Source organism: Gordonia hydrophobica NBRC 16057, from assembly GCF_001592365.1.
GTDB classification, from domain to species: domain Bacteria; phylum Actinomycetota; class Actinomycetes; order Mycobacteriales; family Mycobacteriaceae; genus Gordonia; species Gordonia hydrophobica.
In genome coordinates this window covers 235,252-253,443 of sequence record NZ_BCWU01000003.1, presented here as the reverse complement: position 1 = coordinate 253,443, position 18,192 = coordinate 235,252, and the positions used below count along the sequence as shown (strand labels likewise).

General features: G+C 68.4%; 19 protein-coding genes. 14 read left to right on the top strand and 5 right to left on the bottom strand.

Features of this window, described 5'->3' with window-relative positions; translation table 11 throughout:
- The first annotated feature begins 24 nt into the window (after positions 1-24).
- From GH2_RS07030 to ccsB, 7 genes are all read left to right on the top strand, one after another.
- Complete coding sequence (locus GH2_RS07030) at positions 25-915, top strand: SGNH/GDSL hydrolase family protein (protein ID WP_244885326.1); 891 nt, start codon at positions 25-27, stop codon at positions 913-915.
- Between the two features lie 130 nt (positions 916-1,045).
- Positions 1,046-2,389, top strand: a complete 1,344-nt coding sequence (gene hemL, locus GH2_RS07025; protein WP_066165004.1) for a glutamate-1-semialdehyde 2,1-aminomutase — start codon at positions 1,046-1,048, stop codon at positions 2,387-2,389.
- Positions 2,389-3,015 (top strand): histidine phosphatase family protein, encoded by a 627-nt coding sequence (locus GH2_RS07020; protein WP_066165000.1) that lies wholly within the window; start codon positions 2,389-2,391, stop codon positions 3,013-3,015. Before hemL ends, GH2_RS07020 begins: the two co-directional genes overlap by 1 nt.
- A gap of 5 nt (positions 3,016-3,020) precedes the next feature.
- Positions 3,021-3,629, top strand: coding sequence for a TlpA disulfide reductase family protein (locus GH2_RS07015; RefSeq protein WP_066165487.1), 609 nt, complete (start codon positions 3,021-3,023; stop codon positions 3,627-3,629).
- Positions 3,622-4,431, top strand: a complete 810-nt coding sequence (locus tag GH2_RS07010; protein ID WP_066164997.1) for a cytochrome c biogenesis CcdA family protein — start codon at positions 3,622-3,624, stop codon at positions 4,429-4,431. The genes GH2_RS07015 and GH2_RS07010 overlap by 8 nt, the downstream gene beginning before the upstream one ends.
- Positions 4,428-6,056 (top strand): cytochrome c biogenesis protein ResB, encoded by a 1,629-nt coding sequence (resB, locus tag GH2_RS07005; protein WP_066164994.1) that lies wholly within the window; start codon positions 4,428-4,430, stop codon positions 6,054-6,056. The genes GH2_RS07010 and resB overlap by 4 nt, the downstream gene beginning before the upstream one ends.
- 36 nt (positions 6,057-6,092) lie before the next feature.
- Positions 6,093-7,112: a c-type cytochrome biogenesis protein CcsB gene (gene ccsB, locus GH2_RS07000; RefSeq protein WP_066164991.1), complete on the top strand. Its 1,020-nt coding sequence runs from the start codon at positions 6,093-6,095 to the stop codon at positions 7,110-7,112.
- Positions 7,113-7,549: 437 nt separating this feature from the next.
- Here ccsB and GH2_RS21735 read toward each other — a convergent pair whose 3' ends face one another.
- Positions 7,550-7,720 (bottom strand): hypothetical protein, encoded by a 171-nt coding sequence (locus GH2_RS21735; RefSeq protein WP_169802426.1) that lies wholly within the window; start codon positions 7,718-7,720, stop codon positions 7,550-7,552.
- Positions 7,721-7,934: 214 nt separating this feature from the next.
- Positions 7,935-8,156: a BldC family transcriptional regulator gene (locus GH2_RS06995; protein WP_066164989.1), complete on the bottom strand. Its 222-nt coding sequence runs from the start codon at positions 8,154-8,156 to the stop codon at positions 7,935-7,937.
- Between the two features lie 217 nt (positions 8,157-8,373).
- Between GH2_RS06995 and GH2_RS06990 the strand changes: the two genes are divergently transcribed.
- The 6 genes from GH2_RS06990 (at position 8,374) to GH2_RS06965 (ending at position 14,133) form a co-directional block, all read left to right on the top strand.
- Entirely contained in the window at positions 8,374-8,703 is a 330-nt protein-coding gene (locus GH2_RS06990) for a DUF4229 domain-containing protein (protein ID WP_066164987.1), read from the top strand.
- A 2-nt stretch (positions 8,704-8,705) separates the two neighbouring features.
- The gene (gene cds1 / locus GH2_RS06985) at positions 8,706-9,809 is read left to right on the top strand and encodes an L-cysteine desulfhydrase Cds1 (protein ID WP_066164986.1); all 1,104 of its coding nucleotides are present in this window, start codon (positions 8,706-8,708) and stop codon (positions 9,807-9,809) included.
- A 26-nt stretch (positions 9,810-9,835) separates the two neighbouring features.
- Positions 9,836-10,519 carry an ABC transporter ATP-binding protein gene (locus GH2_RS06980; RefSeq protein ID WP_066164983.1) on the top strand — a complete coding sequence of 228 codons (684 nt, stop codon included), beginning with the start codon at positions 9,836-9,838 and terminating at the stop codon, positions 10,517-10,519.
- Position 10,520: 1 nt separating this feature from the next.
- A complete protein-coding gene (locus GH2_RS06975; RefSeq protein ID WP_066164981.1) occupies positions 10,521-13,058 on the top strand; it encodes an FtsX-like permease family protein in 2,538 nt (845 codons plus the stop codon).
- 102 nt (positions 13,059-13,160) lie between these two features.
- A complete protein-coding gene (locus tag GH2_RS06970; protein ID WP_066164979.1) occupies positions 13,161-13,430 on the top strand; it encodes a helix-turn-helix domain-containing protein in 270 nt (89 codons plus the stop codon).
- A complete protein-coding gene (locus tag GH2_RS06965; protein WP_066164976.1) occupies positions 13,423-14,133 on the top strand; it encodes a Clp protease N-terminal domain-containing protein in 711 nt (236 codons plus the stop codon). The genes GH2_RS06970 and GH2_RS06965 overlap by 8 nt, the downstream gene beginning before the upstream one ends.
- Positions 14,134-14,193: 60 nt before the next feature.
- On the opposite strand, the gene GH2_RS06960 is transcribed toward GH2_RS06965, so the two are convergent.
- Positions 14,194-15,063, bottom strand: coding sequence for a 1,4-dihydroxy-2-naphthoate polyprenyltransferase (locus GH2_RS06960; RefSeq protein WP_066164974.1), 870 nt, complete (start codon positions 15,061-15,063; stop codon positions 14,194-14,196).
- 273 nt (positions 15,064-15,336) lie between these two features.
- On the opposite strand from GH2_RS06960, the gene GH2_RS06955 reads away from it, so the two are divergent.
- Entirely contained in the window at positions 15,337-16,686 is a 1,350-nt protein-coding gene (locus tag GH2_RS06955) for a PE-PPE domain-containing protein (protein WP_157086027.1), read from the top strand.
- Between the two features lie 4 nt (positions 16,687-16,690).
- Here GH2_RS06955 and menE read toward each other — a convergent pair whose 3' ends face one another.
- Positions 16,691-17,851 (bottom strand): o-succinylbenzoate--CoA ligase, encoded by a 1,161-nt coding sequence (gene menE / locus GH2_RS06950; RefSeq protein WP_066165484.1) that lies wholly within the window; start codon positions 17,849-17,851, stop codon positions 16,691-16,693.
- 2 nt (positions 17,852-17,853) lie between these two features.
- Positions 17,854-18,183, bottom strand: coding sequence for a DUF3349 domain-containing protein (locus tag GH2_RS06945; protein ID WP_066164971.1), 330 nt, complete (start codon positions 18,181-18,183; stop codon positions 17,854-17,856).
- Positions 18,184-18,192: the final 9 nt, after the last annotated feature.

Here is an 18,192-nt window from a genome sequence, read left to right as displayed (position 1 = left end):
CCAGTCGACCGGAGGATTCGAGGGGTGCTGACACCGACATTGTCAGTGATCGCGATCCTCCTGGTGGCGGTTGGTGGTGCGATCTGGGTGATCGACGCGACGCCGCGCGACCCGCGCCCCGCTGAACAAGGGGTCCAGGCCGATGCCGACGGACGGCCGCAGCTGGTGCACCTCGGCGACAGCTACGCCTCCGGTGCGGGGACGACGCCACTGGTCGAGGACTCGCCGTTCGCCTGCCAGCGGTCGCAGCGGAACTTCGGGGAACTGGTGGGACTGCGCCGCGGCATGGACGTCGTCGACGTCGCGTGTGCGGGCGCGACCACCGCGAACCTGTTTCAGGGGCAGTACGACGGCGTCGCGCCCCAGCTCGACGCGGTCACCTCGAAGACCGCGCTGGTCACCCTGATGATCGGCGGCAACGATTCGGCGATCTACATGACGATGGTGGGGGAATGCACGCGGCGGGCTGCCGACGATCCGACCGGCTCGCCGTGCCGGAAGGCGTTCGGCACGCAGCCGTTCCGCGAGATCGACGACAGTGTCGGGGCCGATGTGGAACGCGGACTCCGGAGCATTCGGGACAAGGCCCCGAACGCGCGCGTCGTCGTCGCGGGGTATCCGTGGCTGATGCCCGCGCGGACGTCGTGCCGGCCCGCGGTCGGGATCGCCGACGGCGACGTCGACTACGTGCACCGGGTGCAGCAGGCGCTCAACGACGCGATCTCGGCTGCCGCGAACCGGGTCGGCGTGACCTTCGTCGACATGGCCGCCCGATCGATCGGGCACGAGGCGTGTTCACCGAAGGGGATGCGCTGGATCGAGCCGCAGATCGGCGCCGACTCGGCGATCGTCATGCACCCGAACGCCCTCGGACAGCGCGCGATCGCCGACGCCGTCGGCGAGGTCCTCGGCTGAGAGACGCTGATTCCGGACGCGCCGATTCCGGCGCACGTGCGCGGTCAGCAGACTCACTCCCGTGCCACTCGGGTGTGACGTACGAGTCAGCGATTGGGAAGAGAGACCAGGTTTTGGAACACTGGAGGCCATGTCCCAGCCTCTCGAGAATCCCGCGGTGAACACTGCTGCCAGTGCAGAACTCTTCGAACGGGCGGCGAGAGCGACACCGGGCGGCGTGAACTCGCCGGTCCGTGCGTTTTCCGCCGTGGGCGGGACGCCGCGGTTCATCACCGAAGCCAAGGGCTGGAAGCTGACCGATGCGGACGGCAACCAGTACGTGGATCTGGTGTGCTCCTGGGGTCCGATGATCCTCGGTCACGCCCACCCCGCGGTCGTGGAGGCCGTGCAACGTGCGGCGACGACCGGGCTGTCGTTCGGTGCACCGACCGCGGGCGAGATCGAACTCGCGGAGGAGATCATCGACCGCGTCGACCCGGTGTCGCGGGTGCGTCTGGTCAACTCGGGCACCGAGGCCACGATGTCGGCGGTCCGCCTCGCGCGCGGCTTCACCGGCCGCAGCAAGATCGTCAAGTTCGCGGGGTGCTACCACGGACACGTCGACGCGCTGCTCGCCGACGCGGGCTCGGGCGTCGCGACCCTGGGTCTGCCAACGTCGCCGGGCGTCACCGGTGCCGCAGCGCACGACACCATCGTGGTTCCCTACAACGACATCGCGGCCGTCGAGCAGGTCTTCGCCGAGCACGGCGCCGACATCGCCGCGGTCATCACCGAGGCGGCCGCGGGCAACATGGGCGCGGTCGCACCCGTCGCCGGCTTCAACGAAGGACTTCGGCGGGTGACCGCGGAGAACGGCGCCCTCCTGATCATGGACGAGGTGATGACCGGTTTCCGGGTCAGTCCGGCGGGCCACTACGGGCTCGACGGCGTCGCAGGCGACCTGTACACCTTCGGCAAGGTGATGAGCGGCGGCCTTCCGGCAGCGGCGTTCGGCGGTCGCCGCGACATCATGGAGCACCTCGCACCCACCGGCCCGGTGTACCAGGCCGGAACCCTGTCCGGGAACCCGGTGGCCGTGTCGGCGGGCCTGGCGACGCTCCGCAACGCGACGGCCGACGTCTACGCCGTCCTCGACGCGAACTCCGAGCGCCTCCAGTCGATGATCGCCGCGGCGCTCACTGACGCGGGGGTGCCGCACCGGGTGCAGAAGGCGGGCAACCTGTTCAGCGTCTTCTTCACCGACTCCACCGATCCGATCACCGACTACGACGGGGTCAAGGGCACCCAGACGTGGCGCTTCGCGCCCTTCTTCCACGCCCTCCTCGCACGCGGCGTCTACGCGCCGCCGAGTGCGTTCGAAGCGTGGTTCGTCTCCGCCGCGCTCGATGACGAGGCCTTCTCGATCATCGCCGACGCGTTGCCCGCAGCCGCTGCCGCGGCGGCTGCCGCCACCGACCCTGGAAAGGGAGCCTGATGAAGACGATCGTCCACATGATGCGCCACGGCGAGGTGCACAACCCCGAGGGCATCCTGTACGGCCGTCTGCCGGGATATCACCTGTCCGACACCGGCGCCGGACAGGCGCAGCGGGTCGCTGACACCCTGGCCGACCACGACATCAGCCATGTCTTCGCGTCTCCGCTGCAGCGAGCGCAAGAGACGGCGACGCCGATCGCGGCCGCGCACGATCTGACGATCACCACGAACGACGACCTCATCGAGGCCGACAACCAGTTCGAGGGACTGAAGGTGGCCGTCGGCGACGGTGCGCTTCGGAAGCCGCGCCACTGGCTCAAACTTCGCGACCCGTTCACCCCGTCGTGGGGTGAGCCGTACATCCAGATCGCCCACCGCATGCTGGCCGCCGCCAACACCGCGCGCGACGCCGCCCGCGGCCACGAGGCGATCTGCGTCAGTCATCAGCTGCCGGTCTACACGCTGCGGCGCTTTCTCGAGGGGCAGCGTCTCTGGCACGACCCCCGGGTGCGGCAGTGCTCCCTCGCGTCATTGACGACCCTCATCTACGACGACGACGCGCTCGTCGACATCGTCTACTCCGAGCCTGCGGGCGCCTCCGATCCGCGCATCACCGGAGCGTGACCGGGATGGCGGGCCTGCGACGCGCAGGGCGCGGGCGGCGGGTCGTCGCAGCGCTCTGCGCGGTCATCGCCTCCGTGACCGTGCTGACCGCGTGCGGTGTCGGCACCGATGCGGTCTCGGCCGATCGTGGTAATCAATTCGTCTCCCCGGACGGCAAGACCGTCATCGAGTACGCGCCTGCCGATCGACGTGCCATCGGCGACGTGCAGGGGGAGGAGTTGTTCGGGAACGGCACCGTGAAGCTCTCCGACTACCCGGACACGGTCCTCGTGGTGAACGTGTGGGCGTCGTGGTGCCCGCCGTGCCGGACCGAGTTCCTTCCGCTGGAGAACGTGTTCGCGGAGACGAAGGACAAGGGCGTCCAATTCGTCGGCATCGACTTCCGGGACTCCCGCAACACCGCCAAGGACTTCGTCGCTGATCGCAAGGTCCCGTATCCGTCGATCTTCGACTACGGCGGCGCGACCCTCGCGGCACTCGGAGTGCCGGTCGGCGTGGTTCCGACGACCGTCGTCCTGGACCGTAAACACCGTCCCGCCAAACTGTTCCTGCGGGCCATCACAGAGGAGGAACTGCGCGACGCCGTGCTGAAGGTGGCGGCCGAGAATGTCTGAGATGTATTTGGCCGATATGGGCGCCACGTTCGCCTCGACGGTCACCAGCGGACCGTTGCTGCTGGCATTGGGCGTGTGCATCCTCGTCGGGCTGATCTCGTTCGCCTCGCCCTGCGTGGTGCCGCTGGTTCCCGGGTACCTCTCGTACCTGGCAGGGCTGGTCGGCGCCGAGGCGCCCGCTGTCTCCGCCGATGAGGGACGGAAGTCTGGTCGATGGCGGGTCGTCGGCGCGGCCGGTCTGTTCGTCCTCGGGTTCACCGTCGTCTACGTCTTGGCGACCGCCACCCTGTTCGGCGTCACCTCGATCTTCCTCGACACCGATCGGCTGCAATTGATGCAGCGCATCGGTGGCGTGGTCACGATCGTGATGGGCCTGGTCTTCATCGGGATGATCCCGTACCTGCAGCGCGACCGCCGGATGGCGCCGCGCCGCTACACCGGCGTGATCGGCGCCCCCGTGCTGGGCGCGGTGTTCGCCATCGGATGGATCCCGTGCAGCAGTGCGACGCTCGGTGCGGTCATCGGTGTCGCGATGAGCACCGACGGCAACACCCCCATCCGGGGTGCGCTCCTCGTCGCCGCCTACTGCCTCGGGCTCGGCATCCCGTTCCTGATCCTGGCGTTCTCGTCGGCCTGGGCGGTCCGCAGTCTCGGCTTCGTCCGACGACACGCGCGCACCATCCAGGTGATCGGCGGCGTCGCGCTGATCGCGGTCGGTGTGCTGCTGGTGACCGGGATGTGGAACGAGCTCGTCGACTGGATCCGTATTTCCCTTATCTCCGACGTGGAGTTGCCCGTATGAGTCAGTCGATCAAAGCCTCACCGTTGCAGCGGTTCCTCCTGACCCCGCTCCGGAAGGCGTGGCGCGGGCTGACGTCCATGCGCACCGCGCTGGCCCTCCTGTTCCTGCTGGCACTGGCCGCGATCCCGGGTGCGATCCTTCCGCAGCGCGAACTCAACGAGAGCAAGACGCTCGAGTACATCGAGAGCCACGGCACGCTCGGCACGATCATGGACCGACTGCAGCTGTTCGACGTGTTCTCGTCGACCTGGTTCACCGCGGTGTACGTGCTCCTGTTCGTGTCGCTGGTCGGCTGTCTGACCCCGCGCATCTGGGAGCACTTCCAGGCACTGCGGACCAAACCGGTGGCGGCGCCACGCAACCTGGCGCGCATGCCGCGGCACATCGACGAGACCGTCGACGGCACGCCAACCGAGCTCGGCGACCGGATCCAGAAGAACCTGCGCGGCTGGCGCACCACGGTCCGGACGGTGGAGCCGTCGTCGCGGTACCCGGACGGCGCGGTCGAGGTCTCGGCCGAGAAGGGCTATCTGCGCGAGTTCGGCAACCTGGTGTTCCACTTCGCACTGCTGTCGTTGCTGATCACGATCGCGGTCGGCAAGCTGTGGGGCTACGAGGGGACGCGCTCGCTGGTCGCCGACGGCGAGCAGGTCCTGTGCAACACCTCGACCGCCGTCTACGACTCGTTCCGGTCGGGCGCAATGATCGACGGAACCGGTCTGGAACCCTTCTGCATCCGGATCGACGACTTCTCGGCGACCTTCCTCCCGAGCGGCCAGCCCGACATGTATGACGCGAAGGTCGCCTACACCACCGATCTGAGCAAGCCGGGCAACCAGTGGCCGACCACGCAGGTGCAGGTCAACAACCCGCTGCGCATCGAGGGCGACCGCGTGTACGTGCTCGGCAACGGCTTCGCGCCGACCTTCACGGTGACCTTCCCGAACGGCGAGGAGCGCACCAGCACCACCCCGTTCATTCCGCAGTCCACGCAGACGATGCTGTCGGAGGGCGCGGTCCGCGTCGACACTCCGGCCGGGTTGTACCCGACCGAAGACGAGCGACGGAAGCACCAGGTCGCCATCGAGGGCCTGTTCGCGCCCGACGCGGTGTTCGCACACGGGAACATCCTCGATTCGCAGTCGCCGGAGCCGCACAAGCCGAGCGTCGCGATCCGGATCTACCAGGGCGACACCGGCCTCGACACCGGTCGCCCGCAGAACGTGTACTCGTTGGATCAGCGACTGATCGATCAGGGCCGGTTGACGCAGAAGGCGTCGGTGAACCTCGCCGTCGGCGCGGACACCACGCTCCCGGACGGGACGCGCGTCCGATTCGACGGCTTTCAGCGGTGGGTGTCGATCCAGGTCTCACACGATCCCATGCAGACCGGCGTGCTGATCTCCGCCATTGTCATGGTGTTGGGCCTGGTGACGTCGCTGATGATCAAACGACGCCGCATCTGGGCTCGGCTCGTGCCTGTTGCCGACAGCGGTGAACGACGTACTGTAGTAGAGGTGGCCGGCCTGGCCAGGACGGATCAGGCGGGCTGGGGCGACGGTTTCGAGGAGCAGGCACGCGGTCTGTTCGCCGAGGACGCACCCAAGACCCGGGCAAAGATCTGACGGCTCGGGGAGTGACGAGAAGATGAGGAATCGTTCATGAACGACGACGCCGTGGGCTACGTCAACGAGACTATTGCGCGGTACTCCGATTGGTCGTACGCGACCGCCATCACCGTGTACGTGGTCGCGATGCTGATGTTCCTCGGTGCTCTGGCCGCCGCCCGCTACGCCAAGCTCGAGGCGCCTGCGAAGGCGCTCGTCGGCGCGGGCGCGAGCATCGACGCCGCTGCCGGTGACCGCGTCCCCGGTCGTGTCGCGGGCCCGGCTCCGCGCCGCAGCCTGGGGGAGAAGCTCGCCGCGATGGCGTACCCCGTCGTCTGGGTCGGCGTCGTCGCGCACCTCGCGTCGATCGTCTTCCGTGGCGTCGCGACCGGTCGCGCGCCGTGGGGCAACATGTACGAGTTCATCTCGCTGACCTGCCTCGCCTGCGTCGGCGCAGGCCTGGTGGTGCTCCGCAAGAAGGAGTCCCGTCCGCTGCTGAGCTTTGTGCTTGTCCCCGTCGTTCTGCTGATGTTCATCGCCGGACGCTACCTGTACACGCAGGCCGCTCCGGTGGTTCCGGCGCTGAAGTCGTACTGGCTGGCGATCCACGTGTCGATCATCTCGATCGCCTCCGGCATCCTGCTGGTGGCGGGCGTCGCGAGCATGCTCTACCTGACGCGCAACCAGTGGCCGACGGTCGGACCCGTCGACGAGACGTCGAGCGGGTTCGGTGCGTCGGTGCGCCGACTGCTCGATCACCTGCCGAGCGCGGAGGCGCTGGACCGCACCGCCTACAAGTGCACGGTGATCGGTTTCCCGCTGTTCGGTCTGGGCATCATCTGCGGTGCGATCTGGGCCGAGGCCTCCTGGGGACGGTTCTGGGGCTGGGACCCGAAGGAGACGGTGTCGTTCATCGCGTGGGTGATCTACGCGGCATACCTGCATGCGCGCGCGACGGCCGGGTGGCGCAACGCGTCGGCGTGGGTCAACGTCGCGGGCTTCGTCGCCCTGCTGTTCAACCTCTTCGCCATCAACCTGGTGGTCTCCGGCCTCCACTCCTACGCGGGTCTGTAAGTTTCGGGGGCGTATGAGCGCGCCGATCCCGGGTTGAGCGAGGGCTGTCTGGGTTCCGGCGGGTGCTGACCGCCGTGTCTCGATACGCCGCTTGCTCGCTCCGCTCGCAGGCGGCTACTCGACCAGCGTGGGGGAGGCGCGCCGTCGGCACTTCAGGAGAGCGGGCGCCCCGAGACCGCACCGCTTGGCGACCAGTGGCACCACTTCTGGCTCCCGCACTTGGTCGCGACCAAGTGCGGGAACCACAAGTGGTGCGCTTCGACGGGAAATGGTGCGTGACCGCCGGGTCTCGATACGCCGCTTGCTCGCTCCGCTCGCAGGCGGCTACTCGACCAGCGTGGGGGAGTCGCGCCGACGGTACTCGACCAGCGTGGGGGAGTCGTGCCGACGGCACTCGGCCAATGTGGGGAGGTGCGCCCGCGGGTCGGTGTCGGCGCTCAGTGGTTGTCGAGGGAGCGCAGGAAGTCGGGGTCGTCGTCGGGGCCGCGTGGGGCGGGCGGGCGCTGGGTGGGCGCGTCGCCGCCGTCGGCGCCCGGCCGCGTCTGAACGATTCGCCACGACAGGTACGCGGCGGCGAAGACGATGAGAACCAGGAACAGATAGACCACGGCGTGAACCTCCTTCGAGCGGAACGCACAACCGGACGAAGACGCGTAACGCAACAACAACTGCCGTTCTCAGACGAGAGCCTCAACCGCCCATACTACCGAAAACAGCGCGAGCGCAGCCGGGCCGGTCACCGTTGTCTGAACTCTCCATCAAGGATGTCGAGGACGCGGTGTCCGACCCCGCTGCGCTCACGCGGGGGTCGAGCGGAAAGTCTTAGGAGCGGTTGAGCAGCTCGACCACGTCCGCTTCGCGGAAACGACGGTGGCCGCCCGGCGTGCGAATGGACTTGAGAACGCCGGAGGAGGCCCAGCGGGCCACGGTCTTCGGGTTCACGTTGAACATTGCAGCGACCTGACCCGGGGTCAGGTTGTGCTGGGTGGCGAGTGCAGGCGTGATGAGGCCCGACTCTGCGGAGTTGTCAGCGACAGTCGTCATGTTTCTCTCCCCTTCGATGCTGATTCGGTCACGGGCGGTTTCGCCGGTACACACCAGATGTACACGCATATGTGCCGGTTGCTCGAACAGTCAGCAGTTGGTAAAGAGTCCGTAATGTTGGATTCGGTCTGAATCGGCTGCTTGCTCCAGGTGTCCGAAGATGTCCTATGAACGGTGTATTCGCAGGTCCGACGGGTCCGACAGTACCCTTGACGGCATGACAGTTGAAGAGCCGAACGCTCAGCAGCCTGCGGAGTCAGCTCCCGCCACCATGGGCAGCCTCATCCTGGCCGTCGTTCTCTATTCGCTCGCGCGCCTCGCGCTGGTCGTGGTGCTGGCCGCCGCGATCTTCTTCATCGGCAAGGCCTTCGGGGTGACGGTCTTTCCCCTGGCGGCCGCCGCCTTCGGCGTGCTGATCGCGCTCCCGTTGAGCCTGGTGCTGTTCAAGTCGTTGCGGCTGCGGGTCAACGACCAGATCGCCCAGGTCGACGCCAGGCGGTCGGCGCAGCGGGAAGACCTGCAGTCGCGCCTGCGCGGCGAGGACTGACCATGGCCGGCGGACTGGTGGAGCACGTCGCCGATCGGGAGTGGTCCAGTCGTGCGGTGCAGCGCATCGAGGCGGACGCCCACCGCAGCGCCGACACCCACCTGTTGAAAGTGGACCTGCCGGGGTGGGCCGACCGCGGCGACGGCATCGACCTGTACCTGAAGGACGAGTCGACGCATCCCACCGGATCGTTGAAGCATCGGTTGGCACGGTCGCTGTTCCTCTACGCGCTGTGCAACGGCTGGATCGGCAAGGACACCACCGTCATCGAGGCGTCGTCGGGCTCGACGGCGGTCTCCGAGGCGTACTTCGCCAAGCTGATCGGAGTCCGGTTCATCGCGGTGATGGTGAAGGGGACGTCGCCCGCCAAGACCCGGTTGATCGAAGCGCAGGGCGGCGAGTGCCACTTCGTCGACGCTCCGTCGGAGATCTACACCGTCGCGCAACGACTCGAAGCCGAGTTGGGCGGACATTTCATCGATCAGTTCACGATGGCCGAGCGGGCCACCGACTGGCGCGGCAACAACAACATCGCCGAATCGGTCTTCGCGCAGATGGAGGCCGAACGCCACCCGGTGCCCGCCTGGATCGTCGTCGGCGCGGGGACCGGCGGCACGTCGGCCACCTTCGGTCGGTACGTTCGCTACCGGCAGCATCCGACGCGGCTGTGCGTCGTCGACGTCGAGAACTCGGTCTTCCTTCCGGCCTACCGGACCGGTGACGGCGCCCTCACCTCGCAGGCGGCGTCGCGCATCGAGGGCATCGGCCGTCCGCGAGTGGAGCCGTCGTTCGTGTCGCAGGTGATCGACGCGATGGTCCCGGTCCCGGACGCCGCCTCCGTGGCGGCGATGCGGTTCCTGTCGGACCGATTGGGCCGACGCGTCGGCGGTTCCACCGGCACCAACTTCTGGGGTGTGTGCACACTCCTCGCGCAGCTGCTCGAGTCGGGGCGCGGCGGCAGCGTGGTGTCGCTGCTGTGCGACAGTGGTGATCGATACGACCACACCTATTTCAACGATGCCTGGGTCGCCGAACAGCAGCTCGATCTGGAGCCACCGACCCGGACACTGGAGCAGTTCTTCGAGACCGGTGCCTGGCGTCCCTGACGTCGGGAAGAGAGGAGAGCTGCTCCGTGGCCGTCGTCGAGGCGTCGAACCTGGTGCGTGAGTACCGCATGGGCACCGAGACGGTGCGCGCCCTCGACGGGGCGTCGCTGAGTCTGGACGGCGGTCAATTCGTGTCCGTCGTCGGCCCGTCCGGTGCGGGGAAGTCCACCCTGCTGCACATCATCGGTGCGCTCGACGTCCCGACGTCCGGATCGATCCGGGTCGACGGAACGGATCTGGCCGCTCTCAGCGATGACGAGGCGTCGACCTTCCGGCGCCACCGCGTCGGGTTCATCTTTCAATTCTTCAACCTGGTCCCCACGCTGACGGCGTGGGAGAACGTCGCGATGCCGATGCTGCTGGACTCGCAGTCGCTGCGAAGGGCGAAGCCCCGCGCGCTGGATCTGCTCGATCGGGTGGGCCTGCGCAGCCGCGTGGATCACCGCCCCTCCGAACTCTCGGGCGGGCAGATGCAGCGCGTGGCGATCGCGCGATCGTTGATGATGGATCCGAAGATCCTGCTCGCCGACGAGCCGACCGGAAACCTCGACTCCAAGACTGGCACCGAGGTGCTGGCGCTGCTCTCCGAGGTGGCGCACGAGGACGGCGACCGGCTGGTCCTGATGGTGACGCACGACGCCGGCGCGGCCGCGATCTGCGATCGCGTGGTCACGGTCCGCGACGGCAGGATCGACGGGCGGGACGCCTGAGATGCGCGCGGTGCTCGCCGGGCTGACGCGCGTCGCCGTTCTCAATCTGCGCGAGCTGGCCGGTCACAAACTGCGCGTCGTCACATCGGTGGCCGTCGTCATGGTGTCGGCGGCACTGCTGGTCGCCGTCTTGGGGACCTACGGTTCGATGTCGGAATCGGTGCGGCAGTTCAACGCAGCGCTCTCCGGCGACGCGACGGTCGAGGTCGTCGGCATCACCGACTCCGGCGTCGACACCGACCTCGCAGGCGAGCTGCGTCGCGGTGTCCCGGGCGCGAAGGCCGTGGTGCCGCTGGTGCGCAGCACCGTGATGGTCGACGGCCACCCCGCCGTCCTGCTCGGCTCGGACTTCACCGTGACCGCGCTGTCCAGCGATCTGCGGACAGCCGTCGAGGGCTCGTCCGGAGCGTCGGGCGGTGTTCTCGACGCCGACCACCTGGACGACGGCGTCATCGTCGGCGCTGCCACCGGGCTGCACGAGGGGCAGCGGCTGTCCCTGTCCGGCGTCGACGTCTCCGTGGTCCGCGTGGTGTCCGACGATGCCGCGGGCGTCCTCAATGGCGGCCGCTTCGTGTTCGCGTACCTCGGACTCGCACAACGTCTCACCGGACTCGACCACGCCGTCGACTCGCTGATGATCGTTCCGAAGTCGGGTGTCGCCACGGCGGATCTGGAGCGGCAGGCGGCGGACGTGGTCGGCGGCCGAGCCAGTGTCGTGGACCCCGATTTCCGCGTCAAGCAGGTGGACGTCGCGAACTCCGTGACCCACGACTCCACGCTGCTCGTAGCGATGGTGTCACTGATCATCGCGGCCTTCCTGGTCTTCAACACGATGAACATGGCTGTCGCCTCACGGCGCCAGTCGCTCGCGATGCTGCGTGCGCTGGGCGCGCGCCGACGGCACCTGGTCGGCGACCTCCTCGCGGAATCGGCGGTCCTCGGTCTGGTCGGGGGAGTGATCGGCGTACCGCTCGGCATCGTCGCCGGACGATGGATCATCGGTCGGCTGCCCGACGCGTCCGAGTCGATCGGCGTGGTGGTGAACTACCACCTGCCCGGCTACGCACCCGTCGTCGCGATCGCGGCGTGCATGGTCGCCTGCGTGGGCGCCACCGTGCTCGCGGCCCGCTCGGTGTTCGCCGTCGCACCCGTCGAGGCGATGGTGCCCGGCGAGGCCGCCGACGCGCGCCCGCCCGCGACGCGACTGCTGGCCGTGAGCGGCGCTGTCGGCGTCGTGCTCATCGCCGTCGCGTGGATCGTCGCCGAGACGGTGGAAGGTCGTGCCGCCATCCTCGCCGGAGCCGTGTACTCCGTCGGCGGACTGCTGCTGTGCTTCGCGCTGATTCCGGTGTTCGTCGGCGCGGTCGCCGGGCTCGCCGGCCGCTGGCGAGGACCGGGCAGGCTGGCCGCCGTCAACACCGGTCGCGCGCCGCGACGCGTCTGGGCGACGGTGATGACCGTCGCCGTCGCGATCGCGGTCGGCGTCGGCATCTCGGGGTCGCTGAACAATCTCATCGGATCCATCTCCGGCTCGCTGGACGGTCTCGCCGCGCCCGACTTCTACGTCTCCTCGCGCAGCGCCGAATCGATCCCGCTCGGTCCCGCGCTGAACGACCGGATCGCCGAGCAGGTCCGGGCGCTGCCCGAGGTGTCGTCGGTGGTAGGCGGGCAGTGGGCGTCCGTCAACCTCGGCGACGCGAGAATCCTGGTGCAGGGGCTGGAGCCGGGATCGTCCGCGCCCTTCATCAAGAAATCGTCCGACGCGGCGGTTCGCCAGACACTCGCAGGCGACGGGATCCTGCTCTCGACGGTGCTGGCGCGGCTGCTCGGCGTGGGGGTCGGCGACACCGTCCGGCTCGCCACGCCGACCGGCTATCACGACCTCGTGGTCCGCGACACGGTCGATTACGTCGCCATCGACTCGGGGGTCGGCGCCGTCTCGAATCAGCTGCTGCGCGACTGGTTTCGCCGCGACGGCGACACCTACCTGCAGGTGATGCTGAAGCCCGGCGTCGACCAGGAGCGGGCGCGGACGGATCTGACGGCCATCGCCGACCGATACCCCGGGCTCGGCAATCACCCGGTGCACGTCTACACGGGGTCCGAAGCGCTCGATGCGACGAAGAAGAGTGCCGAACAAGCAGGTGCGTTCACCGTCGCCATCCAGTGGATCGTCGCGGGTGCTGCCGCCATCGCACTCCTCAACACCCTGCTGCTGTCGGTCCTGGAACGCGGTCGAGAGCTGTCTGTGCTCCGTGCGATGGGCGCCTCGCGACGATTCATCTCGCGCATGGTGCTCAGCGAGGCCGCTGCGATCGCACTCGTCGGTGCCGCCATCGGCCTCATCCTCGGCAGTGGACTCCACGTCCTCGCCGATCGGATCCTCAGCCAGACGACGTCGATCGACATCGCCTACGCGCCCGTCGTGTCGGCGATCGGTTACGTGGCCGTGCCGGTGGCACTGTGCCTGATCGGCGCCGTCGTCCCCGCTGTTCGCGCGTCGCGGATGAACATCAGCGCGCAGCTGACCGCGGACTGACCCCCACCGTTCTCCCGGCGGCGAATCCGGGTGGACGCGTGCTGCGACAATGTGATGTCAATAAATCTTGACACCACTCCGATGTCAAGATAAATTGACAGCATGCACGATGACGATGAGCAAGTGAGCGATGGCGAACCGATGGTGAAGGCCGCGGTGAGCGAAGACCCGGGAACCGGACTGGGCGTCGTTCGGGCGTTGAGGACTCTCGCCGACCGGCTCGAGGACGTTCATGTGGCTTCGGCGAGGTCACAGGGATGGAGCTGGCAGGCGATCGCCGATGTCCTCCAGGTCAGCCGTCAAGCCGTGCATCAGAAGCACTCGTATCGAGAGGCCGCGTCAGCGGCTGGAAAGGACGGCAACGATGTTTGACCGTTTCACCTCAGACTCACGCACCACGATGATGTTCGCGGTGCAGGAAGCAAAAGACCTCGGTCACCGCGAAGTCGGGACCGATCACCTCATCCTCGGCATGCTGTGCAATGCGCGCAGCCCGCTGTTCGGGGTGCTCGCCGCACAGGGCCTCACCTTGGCGGGGGCGCGCGCCGTGGTCGAGAAGAACCACGGCGACGCCGTCGAGGACGTCCGCGACCGCTATGAAGAGGACCGAGAAGCTCTGCGCAGCATCGGGATCGACCTCGACCAGGTGCGCGACGCCGTCGGCGACCGCTTCGGCGAGGATCTCGCCGACGGATGGGGACGGCGCCCCGACCGTGGACGCGGACGTCCGCACCGCGGTCGCCCGCACGGTGGTCCCGGCGGTTTCGGCGGTCCCGGCATGGCGATGCAGTTCGGCCCCGACGGCGTCTGGTTCGGCCCTATGGACGGCGGACGCGGTCGGCGCGGACCGCGCGGACGCGGCGGTCGCATGACCGAACCGGCGCGCGAGGCACTCCGTTCCACCGTCGCCGTAGCACGGGCCGAGGGAGACCGTGACCTCCGCGTCGAACGGCTCCTGCTGGCGATCCTCGACGGAGGCGACCCGGCAGCGGTGGCGGTCGTCGAATCGGCGACCACCGTCGATGCGCTGCGCACCGCCGTCACCGCACTCCTGCCGGAGGCCGCGGCGAGCTGATCGCGGTGGCGCGGGCACGTCGACTGTCGTGTCCGCCTGAGAGAGTCGATCGGGCTCGTCCTACGTCAGGGCGAGCCCGATCGCTGTCGCCACCGACCACACCAGCATCGCGATGCCGGTCAGCGCGAGGACCGGAATCAGTCCGCGGCCCTGCGTGCCGCCGAGCACGATGCGCACCGGTTTGATCAAGGGGAGCGCAGCGAGCAGACCGGCCGCGGCGGCCGGAGCGGCAACCGTCAGCGCGATGCTCATGATGACGGGTATCGCGCACATGACGACATAGAAGATGCGGGTGCTGCGGTCGCCGAGGCGTACCGCGAGGGTGATCTTGCCGGACTCCGTGTCGGTCGGGATGTCGCGCAGGTTGTTCGCGATCAGCACGCCGCTCGAGAGGCTGCCGACGGCGACCGCACAGCCGAGTCCGATCCAATCCACGGCGCCCGTCGCGACGAACTGCGTGCCGAGCACCGCGACCAGTCCGAAGAACACGAAGACCGCGATCTCGCCGAAGCCCTGGTAGCCGTACGGACGTTTGCCGCCGGTGTAGAACCAGGCGCCCGCGATGCAGATCGCGCCGATCGCGATCAGCCACCACGCCGTCGCCGCGGCGAGCACCAGTCCGCATACCGCACCGATCCCCAGGGCGGCGAACGCGGCGAACTTCACCGACTGCGGGCTCGCGACGCCGGATCCGACCAGTCGCAGCGGTCCGACGCGATCGTCGTCCGTCCCGCGGACACCGTCGGAGTAGTCGTTGGCGAAGTTCACTCCGATGATCAACGACAACGAGACGACGAGCGCCAGCGCGGCCTTCCACCACGAGACGTCGCCGGCGTGCAGGCCGGCCCCGGTTCCCGCGATCACCGGGGCGATCGCGTTGGGCAGGGTGCGCGGGCGAGCGCCTTCGATCCATTGACTCACGGTTGCCACGCCTGACATTGTTTCATCCCGCGATCGGGGCTCTCCGCGGCCTGTGGTGCAGCGCCCGCCGCCGCCGATTTGGCGTCCTTGCGCTGGTGTCATCCGATCGGGTGTCACCGCATTCGGGACTGGTTGCGGACTCCCCTTGTTGATTGTATTGATATCTGTATGGAGCATCATGCCTGTTCACAGGGTATGGGCGTGTGACGATCTCAGGGGAGAGCAAGAAACGTGAAGCGCAAATTTGCGACGTCGGCTGCTGCGTGCGGAATCTGTCTCGGAATGGCTGCGCCGCTGGCGGTCGGACCGGCTGCCGCGGTGACCTTCGACGACGGTGTCGCGTCGACCGGCCCGGCAGTTTCGTCGGAGCACGATGTGCTCGGCAATTTTGCCCCCGGCGTCGACGACGACACGTTGGTCGTGGTGGTTCCGGGCACCGACGACGATCGGTCGCCGCGGATCGACGGTCTGATCGCCGGTCGCGACTCGGTGATCGTGAACTATCCGGAATCGCTCTGGCCGTTCGTCTCCGGCAAGTCCGGAGCGCTGCCCTTCCTCGCTCCGACGTACAACCAGTCCCGTGACATCGCCACCGCGAACTCGCTGACCGTCATGGAGGCGCTGAAGGGCGCGGATCGGGTGGTCGTCTACACCGGGTTCTCTCAGGGATCCGAGGCGCTCGGCAACGCCGTCGAGCAAGCGGTCCAGGACGGGCTGCTCGGACCCGATTCCACGATCGTCCTGGTCTCCGATCCCCGCGGGCCGTGGGGACTGAAGTCGGCGCTGAGCCGCACACCGTTCGCCGGACCGCTGCTGTCGCTCATCGGCGTGAGCAACGACGGCGCCCGTGACCCGGGCAAGACCGGCGATGCGAAGGTCGTCCACGTGATCGTGCAGGGCGACCCGGTCGCTCACACCCAGTGGGATCCGACGCGTCCGCTGTCATCGCTGCTCGTCAATGCGGCAGGTTTCATCACCATTCATTCCGGCAGCGGAAAGTACACCTATGCCCGGCTGGACAATCTCGATCACGTCCGAACGCTGCAGAGCGAGGACGGCAACAGCACGTACGAGATCTACGACACGTACCACCCGCTCGCGCTGCTGAACGCCCTGATCCTCGAGGCGCTCGGCGTCCCCGTGTCGCAGGCGCAGCTCGAGGAGTGGGACCGCGCCGCGGAGGCCTTCTACCCGACGCAGGAGATCACCGCCGACAACGCCGATCCGTCGGTGAAGGTCAAGGAGGTCGACCTCACGCCCGACGCGTCGAAGGTCGCGGGCGGCGAGCCCACCGGCACCGATGCCGGCGTGCAGACGGTGCACCAGCCGAAGCATCAGTTGATCGATCCGACGACCGGACAGCCCGCGGAAGCCCAGCCGCTCGTCGGCGGCACGCCGTCGAACGGTCCGAGGCATGCGGCGCAGCCGGAGGTCGACGACGTCGACCAGACTCCGGTCTCGCTGACGCCGGTCGTGAACGATGAGCCGGCAGCGGACGATGAGCCGGCAGCGGACGATGGGCCTGACGTGAATCAGGAACCCGTCGCGAACGACGAGCCGCAGGTGAACGACGAGCCCGAGGTGAACGAGGTTCCGGAGGCTGACGACACCGTCGTCGACGACGCCGCCTGATCAGTCAGCGCAGCGATTCTCTGAGGGCCCGGCGATCCACTTTGCCGGGTCCTCGTCGCGGCAGTGCGCCGAGGACGAAGACCTCGCGCGGGGCGGCGTAGCGGTCGAGGCGATCGGTGACCGCTGCGCGGACGGTGGCGGCGTCGGGCGCGGTTTCGCCTGCTTGCGGGACGATCGCGGCGACGACGCGCTCCCCGAGGCGGTCGTCCGGCAGTCCCAGCACGGCGCACTCCGCGACCCCCGGGAGGTCGCCGATCACCGCTTCGACGACCTGCGGCACCACGGTGAGTCCGCCGGTCGAGATCGCCTCGTCGGCGCGGCCGACGATTTGCAGCACGCCGTCGTCGACGGCACCGAGATCGTCGGTCAGGAACCAGCCCGGTTCGGCGAACGCCGGATGGTCGGGCAGATTGCGATAGCCCTTGGCCAGCGTGGCACCGCCCAAGACAACGCGCCCCACGCCGTCGGCGTTCGGTTCTGCGATCCGCATCTGCGCGGCGGGCAGGGGCACGCCGTCGTAGACGCAGCCGCCCGCCGTCTCGCTCATTCCGTAGGTCCTGACGATCGGGAGCCCGGCGCCGAGGGCGCGCGCAGCCAGCGCCGGACCCGTCGCAGCGCCGCCGACCAGGATCGCGTCCACCTCGGCGAGCGCCGCCGTGGCCCGTGGATCGTCGAGCGCCTTGCGGAGCTGGACCGGCACCAGTGAGGTGTACCGGCGGTCCCCGGGCATCGAGTCGAGGAGCGCGGGGAGCGCGGCGGGGTCGAAGCCCGCGGCGAGGTCGAGAACAACCGGATCGTAGCCTGCGGCCAGCGACCGCAGCATCACCTGAAGACCCGCGATGTGATGGGGCGGCATCGCGAGCAGCCAACTGCCGGGGCCGCCGAGCACCGCCGCCGTCGCATCGATGGACGCGCGCAACGACGCCGCGGTGTGGATCGCGCCCTTCGGCGTCCCCGTGGTGCCCGAGGTGGAGACCACCAGTGCGGCGTCGTCGTCGATCGGTTCGCCCAGGGAGAGCGCGGTCGACAGCCGTCGCACCTCGGCGTCGTCGCCCGCAGGGAGCGGGAGATACGCGGCCGTGCCGTCGAGTAGAGCCGACAAATCCCGCCGTGCATTCAGCACGGCGGGATTCGCGGGCAGTTCCAGCGGTCGTAGGACTCGCAGAGTCACTCCTCGGGAGGTTCGGGCTTCGGGGCCAGCGGCTCGTCGTCGAACGGCCACTTCGCCGCCTCCAACGTAGTCCGCACCCGGTCGATGTCCTCCTGACGGGGCAGTTCCTGGGTGACCTTCGAGATCTCGACGCCGACGTCGATGCGGTCGATCGGGTCGCGGTCCGAGGACTCGACCAGTTCGGTCGCCACGCGACCGATCTCCTCGTCGGTCAGTTGCCTGCGCAGCAGGGCGAAGAGGGGAAGATAGTCACCACGCGGAACTCCTTCGGGGTAGCCGGCACGCAGCCAGCGAACCACCCCGCTCAAGAACGTGGAACGATCCACCGCCTCGAC

Bases quoted from the DNA above. Each gene is read 5' to 3' on its own strand.
- hemL (WP_066165004.1), top strand. From the start codon at position 1,046: ATGTCCCAGCCTCTCGAGAATCCCGCGGTGAACACTGCTGCCAGTGCA.
- GH2_RS07020 (WP_066165000.1), top strand. From the start codon at position 2,389: ATGAAGACGATCGTCCACATGATGCGCCACGGCGAGGTGCACAACCCC.
- GH2_RS07015 (WP_066165487.1), top strand. From the start codon at position 3,021: ATGGCGGGCCTGCGACGCGCAGGGCGCGGGCGGCGGGTCGTCGCAGCG.
- GH2_RS07010 (WP_066164997.1), top strand. From the start codon at position 3,622: ATGTCTGAGATGTATTTGGCCGATATGGGCGCCACGTTCGCCTCGACG.
- resB (WP_066164994.1), top strand. From the start codon at position 4,428: ATGAGTCAGTCGATCAAAGCCTCACCGTTGCAGCGGTTCCTCCTGACC.
- ccsB (WP_066164991.1), top strand. From the start codon at position 6,093: ATGAACGACGACGCCGTGGGCTACGTCAACGAGACTATTGCGCGGTAC.
- GH2_RS06995 (WP_066164989.1), bottom strand. From the start codon at position 8,156: ATGACGACTGTCGCTGACAACTCCGCAGAGTCGGGCCTCATCACGCCT.
- GH2_RS06990 (WP_066164987.1), top strand. From the start codon at position 8,374: ATGACAGTTGAAGAGCCGAACGCTCAGCAGCCTGCGGAGTCAGCTCCC.
- cds1 (WP_066164986.1), top strand. From the start codon at position 8,706: ATGGCCGGCGGACTGGTGGAGCACGTCGCCGATCGGGAGTGGTCCAGT.
- GH2_RS06975 (WP_066164981.1), top strand. From the start codon at position 10,521: ATGCGCGCGGTGCTCGCCGGGCTGACGCGCGTCGCCGTTCTCAATCTG.
- GH2_RS06970 (WP_066164979.1), top strand. From the start codon at position 13,161: ATGCACGATGACGATGAGCAAGTGAGCGATGGCGAACCGATGGTGAAG.
- GH2_RS06965 (WP_066164976.1), top strand. From the start codon at position 13,423: ATGTTTGACCGTTTCACCTCAGACTCACGCACCACGATGATGTTCGCG.
- GH2_RS06955 (WP_157086027.1), top strand. From the start codon at position 15,337: ATGGCTGCGCCGCTGGCGGTCGGACCGGCTGCCGCGGTGACCTTCGAC.